The sequence below is a fragment of the Thalassospira sp. ABD4_177 genome (genome assembly GCF_056160125.1).
On the sequence record NZ_JBSWWO010000001.1, the window covers coordinates 543,912 to 568,523 of the forward strand.

Annotated in this window: 26 protein-coding genes; 22 read left to right on the forward strand and 4 right to left on the reverse strand. The window is 49.0% G+C overall.

Features of this window, described 5'->3' with window-relative positions; all coding sequences use genetic code 11:
• Window positions 1-75 precede the first annotated feature (75 nt).
• The 3 genes from ACXAF0_RS02560 to ACXAF0_RS02570 form a co-directional block, all read right to left on the reverse strand.
• Window positions 76-801 carry a glutamine amidotransferase-related protein gene (locus ACXAF0_RS02560; RefSeq protein WP_475343376.1) on the reverse strand — a complete coding sequence of 242 codons (726 nt, stop codon included), beginning with the start codon at window positions 799-801 and terminating at the stop codon, window positions 76-78.
• A gap of 727 nt (window positions 802-1,528) precedes the next feature.
• Window positions 1,529-1,954: a DUF6691 family protein gene (locus ACXAF0_RS02565; protein ID WP_475343378.1), complete on the reverse strand. Its 426-nt coding sequence runs from the start codon at window positions 1,952-1,954 to the stop codon at window positions 1,529-1,531.
• Window positions 1,954-2,391 (reverse strand): YeeE/YedE family protein, encoded by a 438-nt coding sequence (locus ACXAF0_RS02570; protein WP_475343379.1) that lies wholly within the window; start codon window positions 2,389-2,391, stop codon window positions 1,954-1,956. Before ACXAF0_RS02570 ends, ACXAF0_RS02565 begins: the two co-directional genes overlap by 1 nt.
• A 418-nt stretch (window positions 2,392-2,809) precedes the next feature.
• On the opposite strand from ACXAF0_RS02570, the gene ACXAF0_RS02575 reads away from it, so the two are divergent.
• The 3 genes from ACXAF0_RS02575 (at window position 2,810) to ACXAF0_RS02585 (ending at window position 5,246) form a co-directional block, all read left to right on the forward strand.
• Complete coding sequence (locus ACXAF0_RS02575; protein WP_475343381.1) at window positions 2,810-3,469, forward strand: hypothetical protein; 660 nt, start codon at window positions 2,810-2,812, stop codon at window positions 3,467-3,469.
• Window positions 3,466-4,125 carry a hypothetical protein gene (locus ACXAF0_RS02580; RefSeq protein ID WP_475343384.1) on the forward strand — a complete coding sequence of 220 codons (660 nt, stop codon included), beginning with the start codon at window positions 3,466-3,468 and terminating at the stop codon, window positions 4,123-4,125. Before ACXAF0_RS02575 ends, ACXAF0_RS02580 begins: the two co-directional genes overlap by 4 nt.
• Before the next feature lie 146 nt (window positions 4,126-4,271).
• Complete coding sequence (locus ACXAF0_RS02585) at window positions 4,272-5,246, forward strand: methyltransferase domain-containing protein (RefSeq protein ID WP_475343386.1); 975 nt, start codon at window positions 4,272-4,274, stop codon at window positions 5,244-5,246.
• Between the two features lie 86 nt (window positions 5,247-5,332).
• On the opposite strand, the gene ACXAF0_RS02590 is transcribed toward ACXAF0_RS02585, so the two are convergent.
• Window positions 5,333-5,680, reverse strand: a complete 348-nt coding sequence (locus ACXAF0_RS02590; protein WP_475343387.1) for a hypothetical protein — start codon at window positions 5,678-5,680, stop codon at window positions 5,333-5,335.
• 250 nt (window positions 5,681-5,930) lie between these two features.
• Here ACXAF0_RS02590 and ACXAF0_RS02595 point away from each other — a divergent pair, with 250 nt between their 5' ends.
• The 19 genes from ACXAF0_RS02595 to ACXAF0_RS02685 are packed head-to-tail and all read left to right on the forward strand — an operon-like array spanning window position 5,931 to window position 24,605.
• On the forward strand, window positions 5,931-7,076 hold the full coding sequence (locus tag ACXAF0_RS02595; RefSeq protein ID WP_475343390.1) for a sialidase family protein: 1,146 nt from the start codon (window positions 5,931-5,933) through the stop codon (window positions 7,074-7,076).
• Window positions 7,076-7,636, forward strand: coding sequence for a GNAT family N-acetyltransferase (locus tag ACXAF0_RS02600; RefSeq protein WP_475343394.1), 561 nt, complete (start codon window positions 7,076-7,078; stop codon window positions 7,634-7,636). Before ACXAF0_RS02595 ends, ACXAF0_RS02600 begins: the two co-directional genes overlap by 1 nt.
• On the forward strand, window positions 7,633-8,895 hold the full coding sequence (locus tag ACXAF0_RS02605) for an aminotransferase class I/II-fold pyridoxal phosphate-dependent enzyme (RefSeq protein ID WP_475343395.1): 1,263 nt from the start codon (window positions 7,633-7,635) through the stop codon (window positions 8,893-8,895). The genes ACXAF0_RS02600 and ACXAF0_RS02605 overlap by 4 nt, the downstream gene beginning before the upstream one ends.
• Entirely contained in the window at window positions 8,885-9,904 is a 1,020-nt protein-coding gene (pseG, locus tag ACXAF0_RS02610) for a UDP-2,4-diacetamido-2,4,6-trideoxy-beta-L-altropyranose hydrolase (RefSeq protein ID WP_475343397.1), read from the forward strand. The genes ACXAF0_RS02605 and pseG overlap by 11 nt, the downstream gene beginning before the upstream one ends.
• Before the next feature lie 30 nt (window positions 9,905-9,934).
• Window positions 9,935-10,987: a pseudaminic acid synthase gene (gene pseI, locus ACXAF0_RS02615; protein ID WP_475343399.1), complete on the forward strand. Its 1,053-nt coding sequence runs from the start codon at window positions 9,935-9,937 to the stop codon at window positions 10,985-10,987.
• Window positions 10,977-11,600, forward strand: coding sequence for a formyltransferase family protein (locus ACXAF0_RS02620; RefSeq protein ID WP_475343403.1), 624 nt, complete (start codon window positions 10,977-10,979; stop codon window positions 11,598-11,600). Before pseI ends, ACXAF0_RS02620 begins: the two co-directional genes overlap by 11 nt.
• A complete protein-coding gene (locus tag ACXAF0_RS02625) occupies window positions 11,597-12,532 on the forward strand; it encodes a polysaccharide deacetylase family protein (RefSeq protein WP_475343404.1) in 936 nt (311 codons plus the stop codon). The genes ACXAF0_RS02620 and ACXAF0_RS02625 overlap by 4 nt, the downstream gene beginning before the upstream one ends.
• A complete protein-coding gene (locus ACXAF0_RS02630; RefSeq protein ID WP_475343406.1) occupies window positions 12,529-13,323 on the forward strand; it encodes a formyltransferase family protein in 795 nt (264 codons plus the stop codon). Before ACXAF0_RS02625 ends, ACXAF0_RS02630 begins: the two co-directional genes overlap by 4 nt.
• A 26-nt stretch (window positions 13,324-13,349) precedes the next feature.
• Window positions 13,350-14,279: a methyltransferase domain-containing protein gene (locus tag ACXAF0_RS02635; protein WP_475343407.1), complete on the forward strand. Its 930-nt coding sequence runs from the start codon at window positions 13,350-13,352 to the stop codon at window positions 14,277-14,279.
• A 7-nt stretch (window positions 14,280-14,286) separates the two neighbouring features.
• Window positions 14,287-15,636, forward strand: a complete 1,350-nt coding sequence (locus tag ACXAF0_RS02640; RefSeq protein ID WP_475343411.1) for a hypothetical protein — start codon at window positions 14,287-14,289, stop codon at window positions 15,634-15,636.
• Complete coding sequence (locus tag ACXAF0_RS02645; RefSeq protein ID WP_475343413.1) at window positions 15,633-16,469, forward strand: Gfo/Idh/MocA family protein; 837 nt, start codon at window positions 15,633-15,635, stop codon at window positions 16,467-16,469. Before ACXAF0_RS02640 ends, ACXAF0_RS02645 begins: the two co-directional genes overlap by 4 nt.
• Window positions 16,470-16,499: 30 nt before the next feature.
• A complete protein-coding gene (locus ACXAF0_RS02650; protein WP_475343415.1) occupies window positions 16,500-17,522 on the forward strand; it encodes a Gfo/Idh/MocA family protein in 1,023 nt (340 codons plus the stop codon).
• Window positions 17,523-18,623: a hypothetical protein gene (locus ACXAF0_RS02655; RefSeq protein ID WP_475343416.1), complete on the forward strand. Its 1,101-nt coding sequence runs from the start codon at window positions 17,523-17,525 to the stop codon at window positions 18,621-18,623.
• A complete protein-coding gene (locus tag ACXAF0_RS02660; protein WP_475343418.1) occupies window positions 18,620-19,543 on the forward strand; it encodes a cytidylyltransferase domain-containing protein in 924 nt (307 codons plus the stop codon). Before ACXAF0_RS02655 ends, ACXAF0_RS02660 begins: the two co-directional genes overlap by 4 nt.
• 23 nt (window positions 19,544-19,566) lie before the next feature.
• Window positions 19,567-20,598, forward strand: coding sequence for a UDP-N-acetylglucosamine 4,6-dehydratase (inverting) (gene pseB, locus ACXAF0_RS02665; protein ID WP_475343420.1), 1,032 nt, complete (start codon window positions 19,567-19,569; stop codon window positions 20,596-20,598).
• Between the two features lie 27 nt (window positions 20,599-20,625).
• Window positions 20,626-21,816: an N-acetyl sugar amidotransferase gene (locus ACXAF0_RS02670; RefSeq protein ID WP_475343423.1), complete on the forward strand. Its 1,191-nt coding sequence runs from the start codon at window positions 20,626-20,628 to the stop codon at window positions 21,814-21,816.
• Window positions 21,817-21,863: 47 nt separating this feature from the next.
• The gene (locus ACXAF0_RS02675) at window positions 21,864-22,781 is read left to right on the forward strand and encodes a Gfo/Idh/MocA family protein (RefSeq protein WP_475343425.1); all 918 of its coding nucleotides are present in this window, start codon (window positions 21,864-21,866) and stop codon (window positions 22,779-22,781) included.
• Between the two features lie 8 nt (window positions 22,782-22,789).
• A complete protein-coding gene (locus ACXAF0_RS02680) occupies window positions 22,790-23,755 on the forward strand; it encodes a sulfotransferase family protein (RefSeq protein ID WP_475343426.1) in 966 nt (321 codons plus the stop codon).
• 16 nt (window positions 23,756-23,771) lie between these two features.
• Window positions 23,772-24,605, forward strand: coding sequence for an ABC transporter permease (locus ACXAF0_RS02685; RefSeq protein WP_475343429.1), 834 nt, complete (start codon window positions 23,772-23,774; stop codon window positions 24,603-24,605).
• The last annotated feature ends 7 nt before the right edge of the window (window positions 24,606-24,612 follow it).

Consider the following 24,612-nt stretch of genomic DNA (forward strand, 5'->3'; position numbering starts at 1 on the left):
TTCAGGCACGAAAAAAGCCATCAGAGTTTCTGATGGCTTCTGTTCATTGGTATATGGTTTGAGACCGGTTTGTGGTCAGGCCGCGGATTTAACGCGCTTTCGCGTCATGAATTTCACCATCGAACGTGCGAAATCAACGCTCGTGATCGGCGTTTCAAGCGATTTCATCGCGGCTTGATGCACATCATCCGGGATCAGGTCGCTGCGCGCCTGCAGCAGGGCCTCTTCATAGGGTTTCATGAATTCCGGATGCGGCTGGATCGAAGCGGCATTTTCCCCGTATTGCAAGCCGGCATAAGGGCAGAAATCCGAACTTGCCCAGACCGTGGCACCTTTCGGCAGCTCGACGACCTGATCCTGATGGAAGGCATTGATACGGATGGTTTCCGGGCTATCTGAAAGCCAGTCGCTTTTGCTGGCATCAACCGCATAGTCGTGGGCGCCAACGCCCCAGCCCTTGTCGGACTTGATCACCTTGCCGCCGAGCGCAGTGGCCAGAATCTGGTGACCAAAACAGATACCAAAGACCGGCTGACCAGCACCAACGGCATCGCGCAGGAAATCCTGCAGGCGGATCATCCAGGGCGTGTTTTCATAAACCCCGTGTTTGGAGCCCATGATCACCCAGCCATCCGCATCATGGATCGACGCCGGAAATACGTCTTCAAGCACCGTCCAGGTTTCAAACTCAAGGCTCGGGTCAACATCACCAAGCAGCTTTTCAAGCATGCCGGGGTAGGATGCGAAATCTTTGCGAAGTTCTTCCGGGGCGAACCCGGTTTCAAGAATGCCGATCTTCATGCGGAAACCTTTATGGACGTCAATGTGGCGCTAGGGTCAAAACTCACTCACATAATCGTCCCGGTCTCCCGGATTTGTGCGGATATGCAGAGCAAAATCGCAGGAAGATCCATATCTTTCAAGATTTTGCGACAAAATATTCCGTGTAAATCCGGGTGATCCGAAGGACAACTGATATGAGAGAAAGCCTCTGCGTCAAATCCCTTGAACGGGGAACACCCCGCTCTACGGTATTTTCCTAGCTTTTTCTCTCATATCAGTTGTCGGGATGGTCATGTGAGTGAGTTTTGATCCTTAGCTCAGTTATGGGATTTTAGCGCCAAAGACAAGCCCGGTGCTGCGAGAATTTAGGCTCAAGACCTATTAATTTGATTTGAATGGCAGACGTTATATTTGTGAAATCCAAGGAAAAGCCTGCAGGGCGGGCTGGCTGCCCGGCCAAGGGGTTTGACGCAGGAGTTCGCAAATATAACGTCTGTCCTTCGGATTCACCGGGTTTGCACGGGCTACTTTGTCGCAAAGCCTTGAAAGATCTATATCTTCCTGCGGTTTTGCTTCGCGTATCCGCACAAACCCGATGAACCATTCAAACCAAATTAATAGGTCTTGAGCCTAGGCAAATTTTGACCGGAAATGCGAAACCGCCCGGCGTGATGCGCGGGCGGTTGCAAAACCTGCGGCCATTTGGTCGGGGGGACCAGACCGGCCGCAGATGATGTGATCAGACTTATTTGTTCAGGCCAACAACACGGGTAGCCCCCATGCCGACAATCATCGCGACGACAAAAATGATCGTGTCGCTATGCCCGAATGCCAGCGCGCTCAATGCCGGGCCCGGGCAATAGCCGACAAGTCCCCAACCGGTCCCGAACAGAACACCACCTGCAATCAGTTTGGTGGTAATGGCGCGGTTGGTCGGCAGGCTCATTTCGCCGCCACACACGGCTTGGCTTCGGTTTTTGGCAAACTGGAAGATCGGAATGGCAACCGCCAGACCGCCGCCCATGACAAAGGCCAGGCTCGGATCCCAACCGCCATCGGCAATCGCCCAGATATCAAGGAAGCCCAGAACCTTTTGCGGATCGATCATGCCCGAAATATAAAGGCCAAAACCGAAAATCGTGCCGCAAATCAGGGAAACAAGCGTACGCATTACATGCCCCCCATCAGATGACGGGTGACGAGAACGGTGACAAAGCCCGCCGCCATAAAGGATAGGGTCGCAACCAGCGAACGCAGCGAAAAGCGCGACAGGCCGCAAATGCCATGGCCACTGGTGCAGCCGCTGCCGATCGTGGTGCCAAGACCCACCAGAAGGCCGGCGACAATGATCACCGGAAGTGAACTGGTTACGACACTTTGGGCGGCAATTTCGGTTGCGTTCATCAGGATAAGCGGCCCGACAACCAGACCAATGACAAAGGCAAGGCGTTGAAACACGGCCGAGCCGCCCTTGGTCGGGGTCAGCAACCCACCAAGAATACCGCTGATGCCGGCAATCTTGCCGTTAAGCAAAAGATAAAGGCCCGATGCCAGACCAATAAGTCCGCCGCCAATCAGGGCGGAAATCGGCGTGAAGTTTTCCATCATTCAATCCATCGAAATCAAAATTTATATTAATGTATGCGCATGCATTAATTTTATCAATGGGGCAGGATAAAATTTTATCGCAATGCCAAGGAAAGACTAATGTACAGGCGGTTTTAAGAGCCGTTTTAAACTGGCGGGCTGCTTTGGAAACCCGCGACGCCGTCGCGTTGTCTTCGCCGTAATTTCCCCGTCAATTCAAACCCCGCACCACACCTGATCAACCGGTCGGCATATTTCAATACCGCAGGAAAAACAGACCATTTTGATGTTTAAATATGCGAATGGTTCGCAAAATAAATTGCAATATTGCGATGCCGATGCTACCCGGAAAGTCCCCGTCAAATTTGCGGGTACCATGATTTAGTGACTCGCCGGCTCAGCGGACCGGGCGGGCATTTCAACAAGGCGGATATAAAACGTGCATCCGGATCAGAACATCCATGTTGCCTGTATCGGGCCCGATAAAATGGCGCCGTCGCTTGCCGATCGGGACCGTTTCGCACCGGTGATTTTCGAACGTCTGGGGCAATATGATCTGCCCGATGTTGATCTTGCGCACTATGCCGCCTTGGCGATTTCCATTCATGCCGATTTACGCTTTTTGCTGGCCAACAAGGATGTCCTGGCCGGCTACCTTGATCAGGGGGGTGTCATCCTGTGGAGCGGCCCGATGGCTTATCCGGTGATTGACGGTGTTGGCGAATTCATCCCGCGCCCGAAACGCAATCTGGCGGGGCTCAAGATTACCTGCCTGGCCGAACATCCGCTGTTTGATGGCGTAACCGACGAAGACCTGACATTTCGGCGCGGCGTTGCCGGTTTCTGGGGACGCGGCCACAACCCGGCACCCGACGGGGCCGTGTTGCTCAACGGGATGGACGCAGAACCCGAACAGGCCCCGATTGACTGGATCTGGCAACGCCCGGCCGGCGGGATTGTCATCTGCCATGCCGGAAACGATTTTCTGACCTTTGCCCAGGCCGGTGTCGGCACGACAGCCGACCGGCTTGCGCCCAACTTTGCCAAATGGCTGACCGGTCAGCTGCACGCATCAGCACGGCAGGAGGAACGGGTATGAGCGCAGCCACGAATACTGCAAACCCATCCCGCCCCAAGCTGATCGCGCTTGATGGTGGCATGGGCTATCACAAGGCAACGCTTGAGGATCCCCAGATTGCCCCGCATATCGATGAGGTCATCTATATCTGCGATCTTGGCGATGAAGACCTTAAAGACGCAGCCGGTCTGATCATTTCATGTCGAACCCCGGCCGAGGTCATCGTGCCACATGCCAAGCGTATTCGGGCGTTTCTCGATCGCGGCGGCATGGTGGTCGCCATGGGCGATACGGAGCAGGAAAAATGGCTGCCGGATGTCTCACGCGAACAGGTCGAAACCAATTTCTGGTGGTGGCTCGAACCGGGGGCCGACCTTGGTCTCGAAATCGCGGCACCCGAACACGACATGTTCACCGATCTTGGCAAGGGTGATGTCAGCTGGCATCTGCATGATCTGTTTGATGTCCCAGACAGCGCCAGATCGCTGGTCGATTACAAGGACGGGCGGTCGGTGCTGTATGAAGACACCACCAGTTTTGCCGGTCATCTTGTCGTGACGTCACTGGATCCGATGTATCACCATGGGGCGTGGTTCATGCCGGCAACCACGCGCTTTCTATATGGTTTTATCCCGTGGATTCGCCGAACGCTGGACGCGAAGGCAGATTTGTCCTGAGGCAAAATCACTGAATTCGACTAAAAATCTGATTTTGAACGATTTTATCTATCTTGCCAAAATCCTGAAATAGGCAGATATAGCATTATCTTTGGTTGTGGTTTCGGCATCGTGCTCAAGCCCCCTATTCGGAAATCTGTACATAGATGAGCATAGATCGTCTGTCGGCCAGTCGGCGGCTTGATGTCGCACTGGCACTGGTCTCGCGGGGCGACCATGTCGCTGCGGTTGAGGTTGCGCGTGCTGCTTTGGCTGCGGACAGTGAATGGGACGAAGCCCATTTCACGCTGGGCGACATCTATGAACGCGCAGGCGAAACCGAAAACGCCATCGAGGCTTTCCGTCAGTATCTTATCCTCGATCCCAAAGATCGCATGGGCGCGGAAGTACGTTTGACATTGCTCGGCGCAGCTACCCTTCGCGATCGCCTGCCGCCGGATTATGTCCGCGCCCTGTTTGATGATTATGCCCCGCGCTTTGAAATCAGCCTGCGGGATCGTCTGGCCTATCGCGGTCCGGAATTGCTGTTTGAAGCCATCCGGCCTCTTTTGCCCAACACGTTGCGCCCGCTCGAGGTGCTTGATCTTGGCTGTGGCACCGGCCTGGTCGCCGAGGTCTTTGCTGCCCATGTCGATGCGATTGATGGTATCGACCTGTCGCCGCGGATGATCAACCGGGCGCGCGCCAAGGGGCTGTATCGAACCCTGATCGCCGGTGACATAACCGACATGCCCAATGAAATCGGCACCGATTACAGCTTGGTGATTGCCGCAGATGTTCTGAATTATCTTGGCGATCTGGCGCCGGCCCTGCAGGCGGCGCATGCGCGGATGCGGCCCGGGGCGCTTTTGGTCTTCACGCTCGAACATGGGGATGCCTTCCCGTTTGACCTTGGCCCCGGCCAACGGTTCCGCCATCACCAGCGCGCCATTGGTGAATGGTTGGCCGAATGCGGGTTTGATGTGGTTTCAGATACGCTGGGGGTTCTGCGACAGGAAAAAGGTAGCCCGGTCGAAGGTCGGATTATCGTTGCGCGCGCCAGTGACAATTTGGCGCTTTTGGCAGGGGATCTGATCATACCGGGTGAACCCGATCAGACCTCTGGTCAGACATTGCATTAAGGTAGCAGCCTTCTGGCCCAAACGAAAAAACGCCCCGCAGCCAAGGCTGCGGGGTGTTGTTGTTTTGATCTGAATGGTGATCGATCTTAGACCGGCACGCCGCGAATGACCGCCACTTCGTGATAAAGCGGCACATTCGGATCCTTGTTGATCATTTCCTGGGCCTTGGTGGCCGAAAGCGGTTGTTTGCCTTCCGGGTCGCCATAGAACTTGCAGACCAGCTGCTTTTCAAGCCCGGTGCCACTCAGCGCCTTTTCGAGCATCACAAAGAACGAGATATCCGTGCCGGCATGTTGCAGCACGATTTTCGATGCGATTTTCTCTGGGCGATAGCCATTGGCTTTAAAGCACTCGCAAATGATTTCGGTGCCGATGCGGCAGCCGAAATTCATTACCAGTTCGGCCTGCGGTGCATGTTCGCGAATACGGCGCATCAGAGCCTCGTTCAGGCCAAGCCCGACCGAGTTAGCTCAACCTAGCTGAGGCTTGAATTTGTCACAATAAGTTCAAGCCTCTTGTGAAATTGAATGGAGAAACACCCCTCTTGCTTTGTTTAAGTTCCAAGGAAAAGGCTAGGTTTTCTTGAGCCGTCCAGAGCTTTATGCCAATTCAGAGCCTTGATACATATTTCATTCGTGATAAATACGAGGCATTCGAGATTACATCTGGGCGAGGCGCGATATTATGGAACATATCATCATACACCGTGTGAATGATCGCTACGCCAGTTTTCCATCTGTTGCGCGGCTTTCTGACGGTCGTCTTGTCTGTGTGTTTCGAGAAGCTGGGCCAGAAAGCGCACGGGCTGCCATAATGGGTGTTCACACCCATCAAGACATCGACAGCAGGATAATGATCTCGACAGGAGACACCTCTGGTAAGAGTTGGTCAAATGCGCGCGAGGTTATTCGCTCTGGAGAGAATGCTTACAGTGATCCATCCATTATGATTTGTGCTAATGGGACATGGATTCTGAGAGCAGCATGTTGGAGATTAGTTGCATCAAAAGATCGGCACATGCTGAAGGGCCCAATTCATCGCCACTATGTACGTACATCCCAAGTCGGAATGTTGAATGGCAATGAATATTTTATTTCCAGAGATCAAGGAAGCAGCTGGAGCGCTACCGAAAGCCAAGTTGAAGACACTTTCTGGCGACATGCGGTTAGCCGAGAAGCGCCAATAGAGCTTGAAGACGGTTCCCTGCTGCAAGCAGTTTACGGCGGTTGGCCAACAACGACGGAATGTGCAGCGATACTACGTTCTTTCGATGAGGGCCGAACGTGGGGTGATGTCACTAAACTTGCTGGAGACCCCGCCTTAGGCCTCTTGTATCGGCAGCATAAAAATTTCAACGAAGTTTCTTTGGTTTCACTTGATGTGGAAACGATCATCGCGTTGGTTAGAGCAGATACATCTTTTACTGTAGACACAGGTGAACACGTTACGGAAGGCGGGATGGGGCGGCTTCACTGGGCGCGCTCCGATGACGCAGGAATGACATGGACCAAACCAGAACCAACACCGGTGTGGGGACAACCTGCTCATGGACTTAACCTTGGCAATGGCAGGGTCCTATGTACTTTCGGTCACAGAAGAACGCCTTTCGGAATTCAGGCCGCAATTTGCAATGTGTCAGAAAGTTCTTTCAAAGTGGAACGCAAAATTGTTTTGCGCGATGACTCTGCAGGGTGGGACTGTGGTTATCCATGTTCTGTGATGCTCAATGATAAATCGATACTATCAATATACTATATTCACGGCCCTGATGGCATAAGGCACATCTCAGCTACCAAATGGCGTATCGAAGAAATGGAGGAGATCGCGTAATGAATTATGACTACGCGGCGATTGCTGAGGTTATGAGTTTAGATGATGTGTCACTCGACGTCTTCGATCCAGCCCATGTCACTGCAGAATATGTTTCCTGGATCAACAATCCAGCGGTTGTACGCTATACAGAGGCACGCTGGATGAGCCACACATTGGAATCGGCGCGAGCGTATGTGAGTTCAGCAGCTAATTCCAGTAAGTCGAAGCTGTTTCGGATATGCTTGGATAGCGTACATGTGGGTAATCTTCGGTTATCAGCAATTGATAGGCTTCATCGGAGGGCAGAAGTCGCATTGCTCATTGGTGAAGCATCGGCAAGAGGCCGCGGTGTTGGTCCGAAGGCAATTACTATTGCAGCTGCGCATGCCTTCTCTACGATGTCATTGGTAAAGCTGACTGCAGGTATATACGAACCGAATCAAGCATCAGAAAGTGCCTTCAGGAAGGCTGGCTTTCATAAGGTGGCTACATTGCGGAACCACTTCAGTTTTGAAGGGCGGTACGTAGACGGAACTATTGTAGAGCTAATGTCTCCATTCTCTGGAGTTGGCCAATGAATTCGACGCATCGAAAAACGTTGCTACCGTACGGTCGTCAGTCGATTGAGGACAGCGATCTTGACGCGGTTTGCAAAGCTCTTAAATCTGACTTCCTAACAACTGGGCCGATCGTCGAGGAGTTTGAGGAGGCCTTCAAATCCGTCACAGGATCTGGCCATGTTTGCGTCGTTAATAGTGGTACTGCAGCCTTGCATCTGGCAAATCTCGCTCTGGGTGTACGAGCCAGCGACGTTGTTATCGCGCCTGCCCTGACATTTGCGGCTACAGCAAATGCAGTTCGACTATGTGGTGCCGAAGTCGTTTTTGCCGATGCCGACCCAAAAACAGGTCTTGTAACTACCAAAACCCTAGAAGCAGCTGTTCTGGAGGTAAAAAAAATATATGGGAAGTTGCCGGTTGGTGCGTGGATAACGCACTACGCAGGGCAAATGCCGCGAATGGATGAACTTGCACAAATTGCCAATAAGTTTGGCTTCTGGCTTGGTGAGGACGCGTGTCATGCTGTCGCGACCGAGTACGATTTTGATGGTTTAGCAGGAACTGTTGGCGATTGTCGTTGGAGCCGGGCTACTGTTTTCTCATTCCACCCGGTAAAAACGTTTACCACTGGTGAGGGTGGGGCAATTGCCACGAATTGCCCTAGGCTCGATAGGAAGGTAAAGCAACTGCGTAGCCATGGCATTTCCAGAGACGTGAATGAAATTGCCGAGAATCCACTTGCCTTTGCTGATACCGAAAAAGTACTGAACCCGTGGTTCTATGACATGGTAGACTTGGGGTTGAATTACCGTTTGCCAGACATTCTTTGCGCGCTAGGGCTTTCCCAACTGAAGCGACTTAACCAATTTATCGACCGGCGAAAGGCCTTGTCGAGAATCTACGATTCATCGTTTTTTTCAGCTCATCCTTGCCTGCGCCCACTTGACCGAATTGAGGGTGTCAGTCCGGTGTGGCATCTCTATGTTCTCTTAATTGATTTCCATAAGATCGGTATGAATCGGGCAGAGTTTATGGATAAATTGAAACAGAAAGGAATTCTGTCTCAGGTTCATTATATTCCATCGCCTTTGCTGAGATACTATCAGGAGCGCTACGGTCGAGAGCGGATGTCTTCCGTTCATTTTCCGGGGGCAACAGAATTTTATGACGTCTGTATTTCGCTTCCATTGTTTCCGGAAATGAAGGATACCGACGCTGTATTTGTAGCGGAAACCGTTTTGGGTATTGTCGGAGAAGCAGTTGCGGATGCACGATAATGGCCGTGTAGTCTTTAGAGCTGATGCTGACAGGAAGATTGGTGCGGGACACTTGGTACGATCAAGTGCTCTTGCCGCAACATTCCGAAACCTTGGTTGGCAGACTGAACTGGTTACCCAAAGGAACTCGGAACCATACCTTCCTGTGGTTAAATCAGCTTTCGATAAGCTGTGTCTTGTATCCAACGATGACGAAGCAGCAGTCAACATTCTTCATGATGTAGATAGCAGATCGAAGAAAATTGCTGTGATCGATGGATATACAATCCCAATTGGCCTTGAGACACGGATTAAACGTCATATGCCCGTAATGGCAATCGATGACAGGCCTGTAAGGTGCCACGATGTTGACTTCTTACTCGACCCAACGCCGGGCCGTTCTGTAAGCCAGTACAATGGCCTTGTGCCGAAGGGGTGCGATGTAATTGTCGGGCCACACTATGCGTTGCTACGTCCTGATTTTCATAAACCTAGAGAGCCTCGTGTAGCTAGCGATCCGCGCCGCCATTCGTTTGTTCTTGTCATGTTCGGTGGAAGTGATCAGGACGAGTTATACGAAACTTCGCTTAGAGTTCTGATGAGGATGGAATATTCGTCTAAACTCCATATTGTCTGTGGCAGTAAGCTGAAAAAGAAGCTTAAAGACTTTGCACCACACCTTTCTGTGACGGTTAACGCAAGCGGCAGTGAGATTGCGGACTTGTTGGATCGCTGTTCTTTCTCAATCGGTGCGTCTGGCTCTGCAAGTTGGGAAAGATGTGCTTGCGCTGTTCCCTCCATTGTGACGTCTATTGCGGAAAACCAGAATGACATCGCGCGTGGACTGCAAGAAGCTGGCGCTGCGTACTTTGTTCCCGTGGACTCGTTTGAGACTGAATTGGTCGGGGCGCTAGAGCAGATGACCGAATCAAGCTCACAATATTCAGTAATGTCAAAGGCGGCTTTGGGCCTGTGCGATGGTCAGGGTGCGTTGCGTATAGCTGAGAAGCTCACAGCCGCTTGTAATTGAGTCAGACTATTATAATTAAGGTACCAAATCATGGTGTTTGCCATTAAAAACCGTCTTATCGGGGCACAGCATCCCCCCTATGTAATTGCCGAACTTTCTGGCAATCATAATGGAGATATTGAACGGGCGAAGGAAATGATTCGGGCGGCGAAAAACGCCGGTGCCGACGCAGTTAAGCTGCAGACTTATACTGCAGACACCATCACCATTGATCACGCATCACCTGATTTTCAAATTGACGGCGGTCCTTGGGCGGGGCGACACCTTTATGAGCTATATCAAGAAGCCCATACTCCATGGGAATGGCATAAGGAGTTGTTCAAAACCGCCGCCGAGTTGAATATCGCAATTTTATCGTCTCCTTTCGACTTTACTGCTGTTGACTTTCTAGAGGAGCTGGGGACACCCGTATATAAGATCGCTAGCTTTGAATGCATTGACATTCCGTTGATTCGTTACGCTGCATCTAAGAAAAAGCCGCTTATTATCTCTACTGGGATGGCTACGATGGATGAGGTGGAGGAAGCCGTCGATGCTGCCAGAGATGCTGGCGCGCCTGAGGTTATTTTGCTCCATTGTATTAGTGCTTATCCGTCGAAGCCCGAGGACTACAATCTGAGTACGATCCCTGAGCTTGGTCGCCGTTTCGGTGTGACCGTAGGATTGTCTGACCACACACTCGGTACACTGGTTGCTAACTCTGCGGTGGCGCTGGGAGCGTGCGTAATTGAGAAGCATGTTACTTTAAGGCGAGCAGATGGCGGCCCCGATGCTGCATTCTCGCTCGAGCCAAATGAACTGACTGAACTTGTCGATCAAGTAAAAACAGTGCATTCAGCTATCGGGTCTCCTCGTATTGGCGTGACCGATGCTGAAAAAGGATCAATGGTGTTTCGTCGATCACTTTATGTTGTCCAAGACGTTGAAAAAGGCGAAGCCATTACCTCGGAAAATGTCAGGTCAATTCGGCCAGGATTTGGCCTAGCTCCAAAGTTTTATGATGAAGTAATGGGATTGCGTGCAGCAGAGAAACTATCACGGGGAACTGCTCTTCGTTGGGATCATCTTATCCATGGTTCGTAAACCCTTTCAAGAGCCGTTGAGGGTTGGCATTTTGTCACCAGAACCAGAGCCCATTGCATGGCCAATTGAAAAGTGTGGTGACATTTGGGCGAGTGTGGAAGACCTTAAAGAGGCGCATTTGCAGGAGTTTGATTATTTTGTTTCTTACGGTTACCGGAAAGTGATCCCAGAAACTATTACCAAACCAGCTTTTGGCCGCATATTGAACCTTCACATTTCCTACCTGCCGTGGAACCGGGGGGCTGATCCAAACTTTTGGTCATTTTTCGATAATACACCTAAAGGGGTGTCTATCCATCTTGTTGATGCGCAGTTAGATACTGGTCCTATCCTTGCACAAGAAAAGGTTGATTTTGTTGATGGAGATACACTTAAAAGTAGTTATTTTACCCTAAAGAGGCGAATAGAAGAGTTGTTTGAAAAGACATGGCCAGCATTTAGGGCTGGTTGTGTTAACCCGATAATACAACCGCCTGGTGGGAGCAGTCATAGCCGCAAGGCGTTTCAACAGCTATGGACACAGTTACCTAAGGGCTACGACACGGAAGTCTCCTTTGTATCAGAGCTAGGTAGAAAATTGCGTGCAATGTCTGAATCTGAGGCGACCAAATGATAGAAGATAGTGCATTTGGACTTATGTTTCATAGCTTCCATGGCTCCAGCCATCCGAAAATGACAGGTACGATAGATGGTCAGTGCCTTGAGAGAATACTTGAGCATGCCAGCCAACACTACAGGCTGCATGATGCATTGGAGTGGGCTGAAAAGGCGCGCAACGGAACTTTGCAAGGACGCGATATTTGCCTCACCTTTGACGATGGCCTTGCTTGTCAGTATGACATAGCTTTGCCTGTGCTAGAAAAATTCAATTGTACGGCCTTCTGGTTTTGTCCGGGAGCACCACTTACTGGCGTCTCAATCCCTAGCGACATTCACAAGCATTTTATAGCGACATCCTTTAATTCCTTTGACGAATTTTATGACGAATTTTTTGAGACCTGTATAGAAACTAGTTGGAAGGATGCCTTTTTGGCGGCAATTTCTGAGCCGCAGGCTGTGTCCTATTTGAGTGAATGGACATTCTATACGCGAGCAGAGCGGTCTTATCGATTTGTTCGTGACATTAAGCCGGGCGAAGTTTGCTGCAACGAGGTTATCGACATGTTGATGCTTAAGAAGGGTGTGAAGGTGTCTGATCTCGTAAAGCAACTTTGGCTGAAGCCAAAGAATTTGATCGAACTTGAAGCAAAGGGTCATGTAGTCGGTCTGCATTCTTATAGTCATCCAATGAGGATGGATCTCTTAGCAGTGGATTTGCAGGAAGCAGAATACAGGAAAAATTCTGAAGTTTTGTCTGAGGTTTTGCGGAAACCTCCAGAAACCGTCTCTCATCCGTGTAACGCATTTACAGACCAAACCATCGACATTTTGCGTGATCTGAATATAAGCATTGGATTCAGGGCTGATATGAATCCTCCGATAACTCGCAATCTGGACTACAGACGTATCGACCATATGTATTATCTTGATGAGATGTATTCATGAAAATCTTGCTTTTCACCAATAATTCTGCACGACATATTGCTTTTGCTGAACGGCTTGCGCAGGAATTTGACGACGTTTTTGTTATTCAGGAAACTAACACGCTGTTTCCGGGAAAGGTCGAAGATTTTTTCCGGAAATCCGATGTGATGCGGCAATACTTTGAGAATGTAATGCGCGCCGAAAAAGCTATTTTTGATGTCCCCCGATTCCTGCCGTCAAACCTGCGGACACTCGCGCTCAAGTATGATGATCTGAGTTTAGTGCCGCCCAAAATTTTGGGGGAGGCTGCCGAAGCAGACGCCATGATCGTATTTGGTGCCAGTTATATCAAGAATGACATGGTGGAATTGTTAATCAATAAGAAGGCTGTCAATATTCATATGGGCCTCGCTCCTTGGTATCGTGGACATTCTTGCAATTTCTGGGCTGTCAGAGACCAAAGGCCAGATTTGGTGGGAGCGACAGTTCATCGTATTACAAGAGGGCTGGACAGTGGCGCGATAGTTCGTCATGCGATGCCCAAAGCAGAGGAAATAGATCCCTTTATTTACACGATGCAGGCAGTAAAGGTTGCTCATGAGGCCATCGTCGACGACCTAAAAAGTGGAATGCTCACGCAATTTGAACCTGTTCCTCAAGACAAGAGTTTAGAACTGCGCTATTCGAGAGGCGTCGATTTCACCGATGCTGTTGCTGCCGATTTTCTGGAGCATCAGCCATCTCCGGAAAAGCTTTGTGAGTTAACGAGCCGCAGAGTTACTGCACAATTCACCCGCCCATTTATTAATTGATCGACAATTCGCCAATGGACAAGAAAATGCTTCCTTCTGAAAAATACTTGCGCGCTTTCCTTAATATTTACTGGCTGCGTCCAGAAAACGCTATGTGGCGAGCAATCAACTGTATGGCTATGCAAGATATTATCTTCGAATCTCCGTCGCTCGACAGCAGCTGTGGAGATGGTCTGTTCAGTTTTCTTCGTGCAGGCGGCGAGCTCGCACCTGAATTTGATGTTTATAACTCAGTTGATAGACTTGAATCGTTTTACTCTGGTGCCGACATTTATGACGCTTGGACTGATAGCTATAAACCACTAGTAACAAAGCAGTCAGCTTACAGGATGGACTGGGGAATTGACTGGAAAGAGGATTTACTAAAAAAGTCGGCCGCTGTTGGTTTTTACGACAATTTGAAAGTACACGATAACAATACGCCGTTACCGTTTGAAGACGGGTACTTCAAAAGCATTTTTAGTAATAGCGCCTACTGGGTATCCAACCTCGATTTGCATTTATCTGAGTTGAAACGCGTTCTTGCAGAAGACGGCATCTGTGTCCTCCCACTTATGACACGTTCTACGCAAGACTATACACTAGACCAATACGAGGGGGTACTCGGCTCCGAATGGTTGAAGTTGATCGATCGTGGCAGAAAAGAGAACTATAAGGGGCTGCGAGGGGCAAATGAATGGGATGATATCCTCACAAACGCTGGCTTTGAAATTGAATCGAAGCGCCCACAAATGACGTGGGTGCACAGCATGATCGAATACATTGGTCTCAGACCAATTTCGCCGGTCATGGTTAAAATGGCGCAAGCCTTGCCATTGGACAAGCGCACCGAAATCAAGCAGGAGTGGATCGACATCTGGGTTGACCTTCTACGCCCGTTCGTGAAACCAGAATTGGATTTTGGACAGAAAAAGGCTCCAGTCGAAATTATTTATGTTCTTAGAAAGCGCGGGTAACGGGCATTTGACGCAAGATACTGTGCTTTTTTATTGTGCGCATCCAACTTCAATTCAGCCTTATCAGCAAATAGCGCGGGTTTTGGATCAAAAGCATGGCATTAGCGCCGCTTACGTTGCTAGATCCCGTGAAACGGCCGCTTGGCGCATAATCGATAGCGATGCTTCTTTGAAACCAAGCACAAGGGTGCTAGTCGATTTTGAGGCGGCGGGGATGTCAGGGAAGTTTCGGAGATGGATTTTCCGTGCGTTTAGAGTTGTGCAATTTCGGATTTTCCGAGATGTTCTAGACTTGTCAGATCGAATGTGCGGGGAATTGCAGAGGTCATCGGCCTTGCTTGATAGCGTAAGGCCGACTGTCGTGGTGGTTCCGGATGATCGTCTGCCTTTTGTGACCCTTCCGTTCATCAAGACCTGTTATAGAAGAAAAATACCTGTAATTTTGCACAGTGGCGCTCTTGTTTCCTCGCCGGCTAATATCGAAATGCGGCGGCGTCAGAGATCAGATACTTGTCTGCATGGTGTAAAAGCATTTCTTGCAAGTAAATTGCTTCCGGCCGGGATTAGGGTTAGAGGCAATAAAGTTGTGAGTTTCTATAACTTAGCGACGACCTTGGTCCTCAAGGTATTTGGGTTCAATATCAAAAATCCTTGGGTAATGGGTGGTAGTGGGTATGTAGACGCACTCGCGGTTCAGAATGCGTCTGAAAACGACGATATTGTGTCTGATATTGGATGGAAGCCAGCACCAATTCTGGTTGTTGGCGCTCCGGCGCTTGATTTCCTTGTTACATCACAAGATACGATCGGTACAAGAAATCTACCTCCAGTGGCGGTTTTTTCGGTCCCGCAGCACTTCTCTGATGCGCCAAACTTTTCATCAGAAGTGCTTGAACAAACAGTCGAGCAACTCATCCTGGCTGGATATAGGGTTATTCTCTCAATTCATCCAAAGGACAATCCAGAGCGTCATGAACACCTTGAGCGCTTAGATAGTCAATGTTCAATTAGTCAGTTGAAGCTCTCGTACGTCTTATCAGGAGCGGACATCTTTATTGCATCTTACTCAAGCACAATTAGTTGGGCTGGCTCTATGGGAATACCGTCTGCTGTGATTGACTATTATCAGGAAAATGCGCCGATTTATAAGAATTTTAAAGCACTCAGAATTCTTAGAACGCCAAAGCTTGTCGGCGATTGGGCGCGCAGCATGTTGGATAAAGATTTACGATCTGTTGTGTCGGCTCAAATCAAAGAAGAGTTTTCGAGAGAATTGAATGTCACCGGACACGCCGCAGATGATGTTGCCTCGCTATGCGTGTCTTGCATTAAGGCAAACAAGAAAGGGGCGGCATGATTCGGTTAGCGCTTTTGCAAACGGACAGTTCCCATGCGGAGGTCTATCAAGACTATGCTGCGCAAACTGATGGCGTGGCAATCACCAGTCTTTGGGGGACGGACCCAGTTCATACTGCCCGCATCGCTCGTCCAGGGGTCATGGTCGCGGAGCGGTTAGAGCAGGCGATCTCTAATGTAGATGGTATAATGATTTGTGGACGTTGGGGAGACACCCACAAGGAGGTTGCAGAGCGGGCACTTGATGCAGCCGTTCCTGTATATGTCGATAAACCTTTTACAAACAGTCTTGCTGAAGCCGATTATCTATTTGGTCTCTATCGAGAAGCCAAGACTCCCATTTTTTCTGCTTCCCCTTTGCGATTTGCAAAGGAGGTTGAAGACGTCGCTGACCGCTTGAGTGAAGATGAAATAATTGGCGGAATGGTTGCAGGTTTAGCTCAATGGCCGGATTTTGGACCTAAGGGATGCGAAGCATATTTCTATGGGATCCACGCAATGGAACTGGTCACTGCACTGTTTGGATTAGGTTTGGAGATAAGCGGCATTAGAACCAATTCACACATATTGGAAGCCCGTCTGACCCATCCGAACGGATATGATGTAAATCTATGTCTTCTGAAAGAAGGGTCAGAACGTTACGATGCGCACGTTGTTGGAACAAAACAAACTTGGAATGTTTCAGCAAACCCCGAAGGTGATTTCTATAAACGTACATTAGATCGTGTTGTAACTTTCGTGCGTACTGGCATAGCACCTGTTGATTCGCAGGAAACGTTACAAAACATCCGAATCCTTGATGCTATTGAGGCATTTCGGAAAACCGGAAACTGATATTCTCCCGACCGATAAAGAGTGGAATGTATGGATCAGGTATCGTTTTTGGTTGTAGGTTGCGGGCGAATGGGCCTTCGGTATGCGCGCCTTCTGCATGAGCATCCATGTGCCAGTATTGCAGCGTTGGTTGGGAACTCCGAAGAGAGGGTGAAACAGGTTCGGGCAGAATTTCCAGATGTCCCGGTTGTTGCTGGGGGGCTGCGCCGAGATATACTTGAGCGATTTTCAGAGATCGATGCAGTCGTCATTGCTACCCCCGAATGGGCACATGAACCGGCAGCTATTCTTGCTTTGGAGTATGGCAAGCATCTGCTAATTGAAAAGCCAATAAGTGACGATTTCGGTTCCGCTCAACGCATCTTCGACGCTGTTAAAAGCAGTAACAAAATCGCCATGCCTTGTCATACGGTTCGTTTCGATGCTCGCGCGGTATCAGCGCGGGAGCTTTTGCATCAGAGTGGAAACTCGAGAACTGTTCGACGTATATACGGTCGACGAAATGCGGATCGTGAAGCCTTTGCACGGCTTTCCGGAAGAACTGATCCGGTATTCTGGTTATTGCCGCACGATCTTGATTTGCTTGTTTACCTCACAGGAAGCGCAATTTCTGAAGTCTCTGGGCGAGAGATAAAGGTGCAGGACGGTAAGACAGGCGGGATTGTATGTGATGTGAAGCTGGCAAACGGCGCAGACGCAACCCTCGAGACAATGTGGCTCACTCCACCACTTTCACAGCTTTCGAAAACCGTTTTTATGGATATTCTTACGGATGATGGGGCGATCGAACTTGACTTACATCGTGGTGGGGTCACGGCGTTTTCGAGCTCTGAGACAGTTAGCAGTTCTGACCCGGCATATACGCTCCAGACCAATAGATTCCTAACAGGTGCAGACGCCGGTTTGATTGACCATTTTATACGGGTTGTGTTAGGCCTTTGCGAACCGTTATGTACCATAAAAGACGGGCTTGATGCTGTAAAAGCTGCGTCTGCGGTGCGGGCATCTATCGACGGATGCAGCGAAATGAAACAGATAACGAAATCACGATAAATGGCAAAAAAATATCTCCTCGTTGCTGCAAGAGATCCGGGGGCAGCAAATGTGCTGACAGGATTTTTATCGTCTTGGTCGGAGCTTCCTAAGGAGCAGGTTCGGATTTGGGCAATGGGCAAAGCTATCCCGCTTCTAAGTAGCCTCGATCTTCAGATGAAAACGTTTCCCGAAAATGTGTCTGAAGAGGAACTGTTTGAATGTTGGAATGAAGACCCACCTGCCGCAGTTCTGACAGGTAGCAGTCATTATACTGCTTTCGAAGCCCACCTTTGGTCTTTTGCTGAACGAGGCGGTATTGACGCATTGTGTTGGATTGACTACTGGAGCCACTTAAATGAACGCTTCAGGTTTGGGCGCCCGCCACGTGTCATTGCCCTTGACAAGCAGCAGGCAGGTCAACTTGCAAATAATGGCTTCAAACCTTCTGAAATTATGGTAGGCGGACACCCCGCACTCAGAAAGATGGTTGAACAGCGTCCAAAACGTAAATTTGGATCGCAGCATCAGCTAGGTGCGGAAGCGTTAAGGTGCTTGTTTATCAGTGAACGTTTCCACGGTGATGTCACGGATGGACTGATCAAATCTCCAGGTTTTGACGAAGTAAATTCTTTCGAAATCGTTCATACCGCTGCAATCGAGGTAGCAGAACGCGGCAACCCTGTTGAGCTAACGGTCAAGTTTCACCCGTATGAGGAGACAACCCGCTTTCGAGAAATTGTAAGTGAATATCCAGGGCACCACAATTTACAACTAAAGTTCTTGCCTCCCGAAGTGCGTCTTACAGACGTCCTTTCAGACCACGATCTTGCATTTGGAATGTGCTCAATTGGCTTGATCGAAGCTCTTATTTCAGGAGTTCCTGCCAAATCAGTGCAACCAAACCGTATAGGAACTGACTTGTTCCCTCCGTCAGCAAGCGGCTATGTCCCAGTGAATACCGACCCGGAAGTTCTGATGCAGGAATGCAAGAACCTGATGCTTTCCGAAAAAGTTAGGCATGAACTCCTTCAAGCTTACCAGCTCTTCCTGGAAAATGTCACGGGAAAGCCGGACTCAGTTGCTCAGTGGGTTGTTGCCAAATTGGCAGTAAATAAATGAAAACAATTGGACTGGTGATCGCCCGAATGGGCTCTTCTCGTCGCCCTGGGAAAAGCCTTGCCAATGTCGGTGGAAAGCCCTTAATCACGCGCATTATCGACCGCCTACATTCGTCTGGGCTGTTTGACGAGGTTGTCTTGGCTTCTCCAGATACGCCTCAGGATGTGCCGTTGCTGGATGCAGGTGCGCAAGCTGGTGCGACACCTTTTGCTGGTGCGAACGAGGACGTTTTGGACAGGTTTTACCAAGCCGCAAAATATACTCATGCTGACAACGTTATACATATTGGCGGGGATTGCCCATTTCCGGATCACGCGATTATGCACCGTCTCTACTCGATGATGATTGAGAGTGACGCCGATTTCGTTAGCAATATCGAAAAACTGACCTTCCCGGCGGGAATGGATACAGACGTAATTAGGTTCGATGCCCTTGAAAGAATGTGGAAAGCTGCAAACCTCAAGACTCATCGCGTCCATTGCCTGTCTTACATCCACCATTTCCCTAGTCAGTTCAAAACACTAAACCTTGAATGCGATGAACAGCTTGGTCATCTTCGATGGACAGTCGATTATCCGGAAGACGTTACTTTTGCAGACGCCATTTACAGCGCTCTTGGCTCAGACGAGCGATATTTTTCTATGCAAGAAATTTTAGACTTTGTTCGACGTCACCCAGAAATTGCCGGTCTGAATGCTCACTTGACTAACTTCGTGGAAGGGCAACCCGCTTATTGGGATAGTGAAGGTTATATGGCTGATCTGCGCGATGATACACTTAAAGCTGTTGCACAGGCGGTTGCATCTGATAAACAAGGCGCTCTTGCCGATGCAACGGAACAGTACGCACTTGCAGAGAAACTTCTGGCAGAGCTGTTAGACAGAACGCGACAGCTCGGCAACCGCACCCCAAACGTTTGAAGCGAAAAGACGAGTATTGCTATATGCCTGAATCCAAAATGAGTTCAGTATTTGACGGAAAGAATATTCTTGTTACAGGCGGCACCGGATCTTTCGGTCATGCGTTCGTGAAAAGGGTTCTATCCAGTTCCAGGCCGAACAAACTCATCGTCTTTAGTCGCGACGAGTTCAAACAGTATGAGATGTCGCAGCGGTTCAATCCGGCAGATTATTCTTGTATGCGTTACTTTATCGGGGACGTTCGTGACGAAGCGCGGCTCAGAATGGCCATGAGAGAGGTCGATTATGTCGTCCATGCTGCGGCCTTGAAGCATGTGCCGATCGCGGAATACAATCCTTTTGAGTGTATTCGAACCAATGTTATTGGTGCTGAAAACGTTGCAACAGCAGCCATTCACGCTGGGGTGCAGAAGCTAGTGGCCTTGTCGACAGACAAAGCAGCGAACCCTATTAATCTTTATGGTGCCAGCAAGCTTGCCTCTGATAAAGTTTTCATTGCTGCTAATAACTTGTCCGGCGAAAGTGGTACCCGTTTTTCAGTTGTGCGCTATGGCAATGTTCTTGGTTCGCGTGGATCTGTCGTTCCATTCTTCAAGAAGATCATCGGAGAAGGGGCTTCGGAGCTTCCAATAACAGATGAACAGATGACACGCTTCTTCATCACGCTAGAAGAGGGCGTTGACCTTGTTTTGGCTGCTTTTGAACACACTAGCGGCGGCGAAATATTTGTACCGAAAATCCGCAGTGCGAAAATTACTGAACTTGCTAAGGCTATGGCGCCGGAATTGCCGCACAAGATCATTGGTATTCGCCCGGGCGAAAAACTTCATGAAATGCTGATTACACGTGATGACGCGCGCCTTACCTATGAATACGATCAAGGGTACATTATTGCTCCACAGTCTGATAACTGGGCCTTGTCGCCGACACTCGGAAATGATGTGAAGTTGGTCTCTGCTGATTTTGTTCTTTCCAGCAACGAAAATGTTGAAGAACTGTCTATACTGGAAATTCGGCATCTCCTAGAGCAGCACGGCTACCTTCCACTGACCTAATATCTAGAATTCAGAAAGGGCATACAAATGAGATATTGCTCACGTTGTCTCATGCCTGAAACGGCAGAATCGTTGACTTTTGACGACGAGGGTGTTTGCTCAGTTTGTCGGCAAATTGAACATAAGAACACTGCAGTGGATTGGGATGCTGCTTATAGTCGATTTTCAGATATAATCGAACGCGTTAAAGGCAAGCACGACTATGATTGCATCGTCCCATTCTCTGGGGGTAAAGATTCAACCTATACGCTTTGGTATATTGTTAAGAAATTGGGTTTGAAGCCCCTCGTTGTTCGGTTTGATCACGGATTTTTGCGTCAACGGCTTAATGACAACGCTCGAAAGACATTTCGGCGGTTAGGCGTTGATGTGCATCACTTCACGCCTAACTGGCAGGTTGTGCGGAAATTGATGTTCGAAAGCCTGCGGCGGAGAGGGGATTTCTGTTGGCATTGCCACACAGGCATCTTTTCTTACCCGATGTGGGTAGCCCTGCGCTATGATGTTCCTCTTGTAATTTGGGGCGAACCATCTGCGGAATATTCGTCGTTCTACAGTTACGAGGACGATGAAGAAGTTGACGAACGCCGATTCAACGCGTTCGTAAATCTTGGTATTAATGCCGAAGATATGATCGGCATGCTTGACAATACGATATCTGATTATCCGGTCACGGAGCGCGATTTGAAACCTTATAGGTATCCGTCCGCCCGAGATATCCGGCGCCAAAAAGTTCGTTCAGTTTGCCTCGGTTCTTTCATTCCCTGGGACGTAAAGAAACAAGTCGACATCATTGAGCAGGAACTCGACTGGCAAGGCGACGAGGTTGAAGGTGTTCCAGACGAATATGGCTATGAGAAAATTGAATGCTTTATGCAGGGTGTTCGTGACTATATCAAATATCTGAAACGTGGTTTTGGTCGCACGACGCACCTAGCATCCATTGATATCCGCAATGGTCGACTTTCTCGAGACGATGGTGAAAAGCTGGTCTCGGAGTATGATGGTCGACGTCCTTACGCGCTTGACTTCTTCCTAGAATATCTTGGAATTGACGAAGAGACCTTTATGAAACTCGTAGAACCTCATGTGGTTGCTCCGCACTGCATGCCTGATATGGCTACTTGTCATTCATGCAAAGCAGCCAGACCGCCACATGATTTTGATAATTGGCCGCCAGCCACAGAGTTTCGCAAACCAGTTTTTGAAAAGAGCTGAACGACGTGGGACATAAGACCGTTGTTGTCGGGTGCGGCGGGATGGGAATGCTTTATGATCCTTCAATCCCAGATGTTGATGGGTTTCCGCAAAGCCATGCTCTCGCCGTTCAACGGCATCCTGCGTTTGACCTTACTGGCCTTGTCGACCCATGTGAAGAAAGGCAAAAGGAAGCGGTAGCCCGCTTTCCTGATACGCCGGTGAAGCTAACTGTACTCGACTTCGCTGGCCTCAACCCAGATCTCGTTGTTGTCGCGACGCCTTCAAACTATCGCTTGAGCATCGTAAATGACGCCGTAAAGATCGGCGCAGGGCACATCTTTTGCGAAAAACCTCTAGCGACAACACGTCAAGAGGCAGATGAGTTGTTTGCTGTCTGCAGACGTGAAAATATTGGCCTTACTGTCAATTACTCTCGGCGCTGGAGCAAGGCGTTGCAGCATTTACGAAACGAGCTTGTGAGTGGTCGTTGTGGACAAGTGCAACTTGTTACCGGATTGTATCGCGGGGACATAAGTAACAACGGTGTACATCTGTTAAACCTTGTCTCGTGGATGATTGGTTCCCTCGAGCTTAAAAGTGTTTGCCCGGGTAATAGTTATGCATCCCCGCATGTGTTGCTCTCGGGCTGTTCAGACGGTTCGGCTATTTGGCTTCATCCGCTTGCTCGCGACGGGATTGACCTATTTGAGCTCGATATTATTTGCACGAGGGGCCGAATTCGTTTTACCGGTGGCGGATATCATGCAGAAATAACACTGACAAAAGAAACGACGATTGGTTCGGTTCCGTACGTCTTGCCAGTCGTGACGAACAGCGTTGAAGTAGATTCTGAGCGTGTGCTAATGAACGCGTACGATGAGCTTGAGGGTGTTGTTTCTACTGGCTGGAAGTTGACCTCGGCGCTAGAGAGTGCCTACAACACTACCGTTTTGCTCGACCAGATCCATAGATGCTGCGAATAGGAAGCAGAATGTTTAACGATTTGATTAAAAGGCTGATCGGCTATCAGCGAGATTTCTTTGAGAAATTCCTTCGTTGGCAGAAGACAACGCGCCCGATTTTCGTCGGGGGAATGCCGAAATCGGGAACTACTCTGGTTCATGCTTTGCTCGATGGCCATCCAGAAATCATGGCTTTTCCGGAAGAATCAATTGCGATTAAGCTTGTTCATAGACCAGGGAAATTTTCAAAAGATATGAACTGGATGCTTCGGGAAGGAGGATTGTCTAACTTTAGGGTTGAGCGGGCTATCTGGGGTTCTGGGACAAGGGACTACTCTCACATCGACTTCTCAAAGCTCTCACATCTAGCCAAATCGGCATGGTCGTTTAGTGACCACAATGTGAAAACGCTTCTTGAAATATCGATTTGGGCGTACGCTACAGTAAGTGGTCAAGAGAAAAAGCACCTTTGGGCAGAAAAGACCCCTAAGAACGAACAATATTCCGATCAATTATTGGCGCAGTGGCCCAATGCTATTTTCATTACTGTCTTGCGAGACTCTATTGTAAATTTTCTTAGTTATAGAAAGCATAGTATTAAGAAAAAGAGAGAGATATCTACAGCAGGTTTTTGTTCTGATTGGCTGAAAACGGCAGATGCTATAGAGGCGTTATCCAAAAAAGAAGACGTGAATTCTGTAGTTGTTGTTTATGAAGATTTGGTCGAGAACCCAAAATCCATCATGTCTTATGTGGCGAAAGAATTGGGAGTGGTGGTAGATAACTGCTTTTTTCAGCCAACAAAAGCCAAAAATGAGTGGGATGGAAATAGTTCTAAGGATCATAAAATTTTGGCGATTGAAGATCAAAATCAATTTGCCGACACCCATCTACTAGACGAACAAGCCAAACGTGATTTAGCGCCAGCAGTTGAAAGATATCACCGCCTCCGAGCGGAACTCTCACAATCATATCCGACCGATAATGGCATCTAATAAGGATACAACGGATTTGTCCACAAAACGTCTGCATAGTATGGAAATTGGGCCGGGGTATTCGAGTGCCTTTAATGAATTGCGCAGCTTACATCGCCATATTCATTTGATATGGCTTTTGTCACGTCGGGAGCTAGCAGCTAGATACAAACAAAGTTTGCTTGGACCCACTCTGATTGTTATCCAGCCACTTCTTCTCACGCTTGTCTTTACTTTTTTGTTTGGTGTTGTTGCCCAGACTGACACTAATGATGTGAACTATACGGTGTACGCGTTCGCCGGAGTCCTTCCTTGGACATTTGTTCAGCGTTGCGTCGGCTCTGCCGGAACAAGTTTGACAAGATATGGTAGTATTCTCTCAAAAGTCTATTTCCCGCGCGTTATAGCTCCTCTAACTTCGATTGTCTTGGCATCGATTGAGTTTCTGATCTCCGTATTAGTGTTTATCGTTGTCGCAGCGATATTCGGGTACTACCCAACCTGGAAGTGGTTTTTACTTCCAGCCGTTATGCTCTACGGGACCCTGATTAGCCTTTCTCTTTCACTATGGATCACATCACTGAATTTAGATTTCCGTGATATCCAACATATGTTGCCTTTTGCTCTTCAAGCATTGATGTATATCTCTCCTGTTGCGTACAGCTTATCTGCTGTTCCAGAGGCGTATCGAATGCTTTACGAACTTAATCCGTTGGTAGGGTACATTAGCTTCGCACGCTGGATTCTTCTTGATCAGCCACTGGTGTCATTAACGACTATGTTAATCTCGCTAGCGATAAGTGCGGGTATATTGGTTGGTGGTTTGATGTATTTTTCAAAAACTGTCCAAACCTTTGCCGATCGCCTTTAAAGAAAAT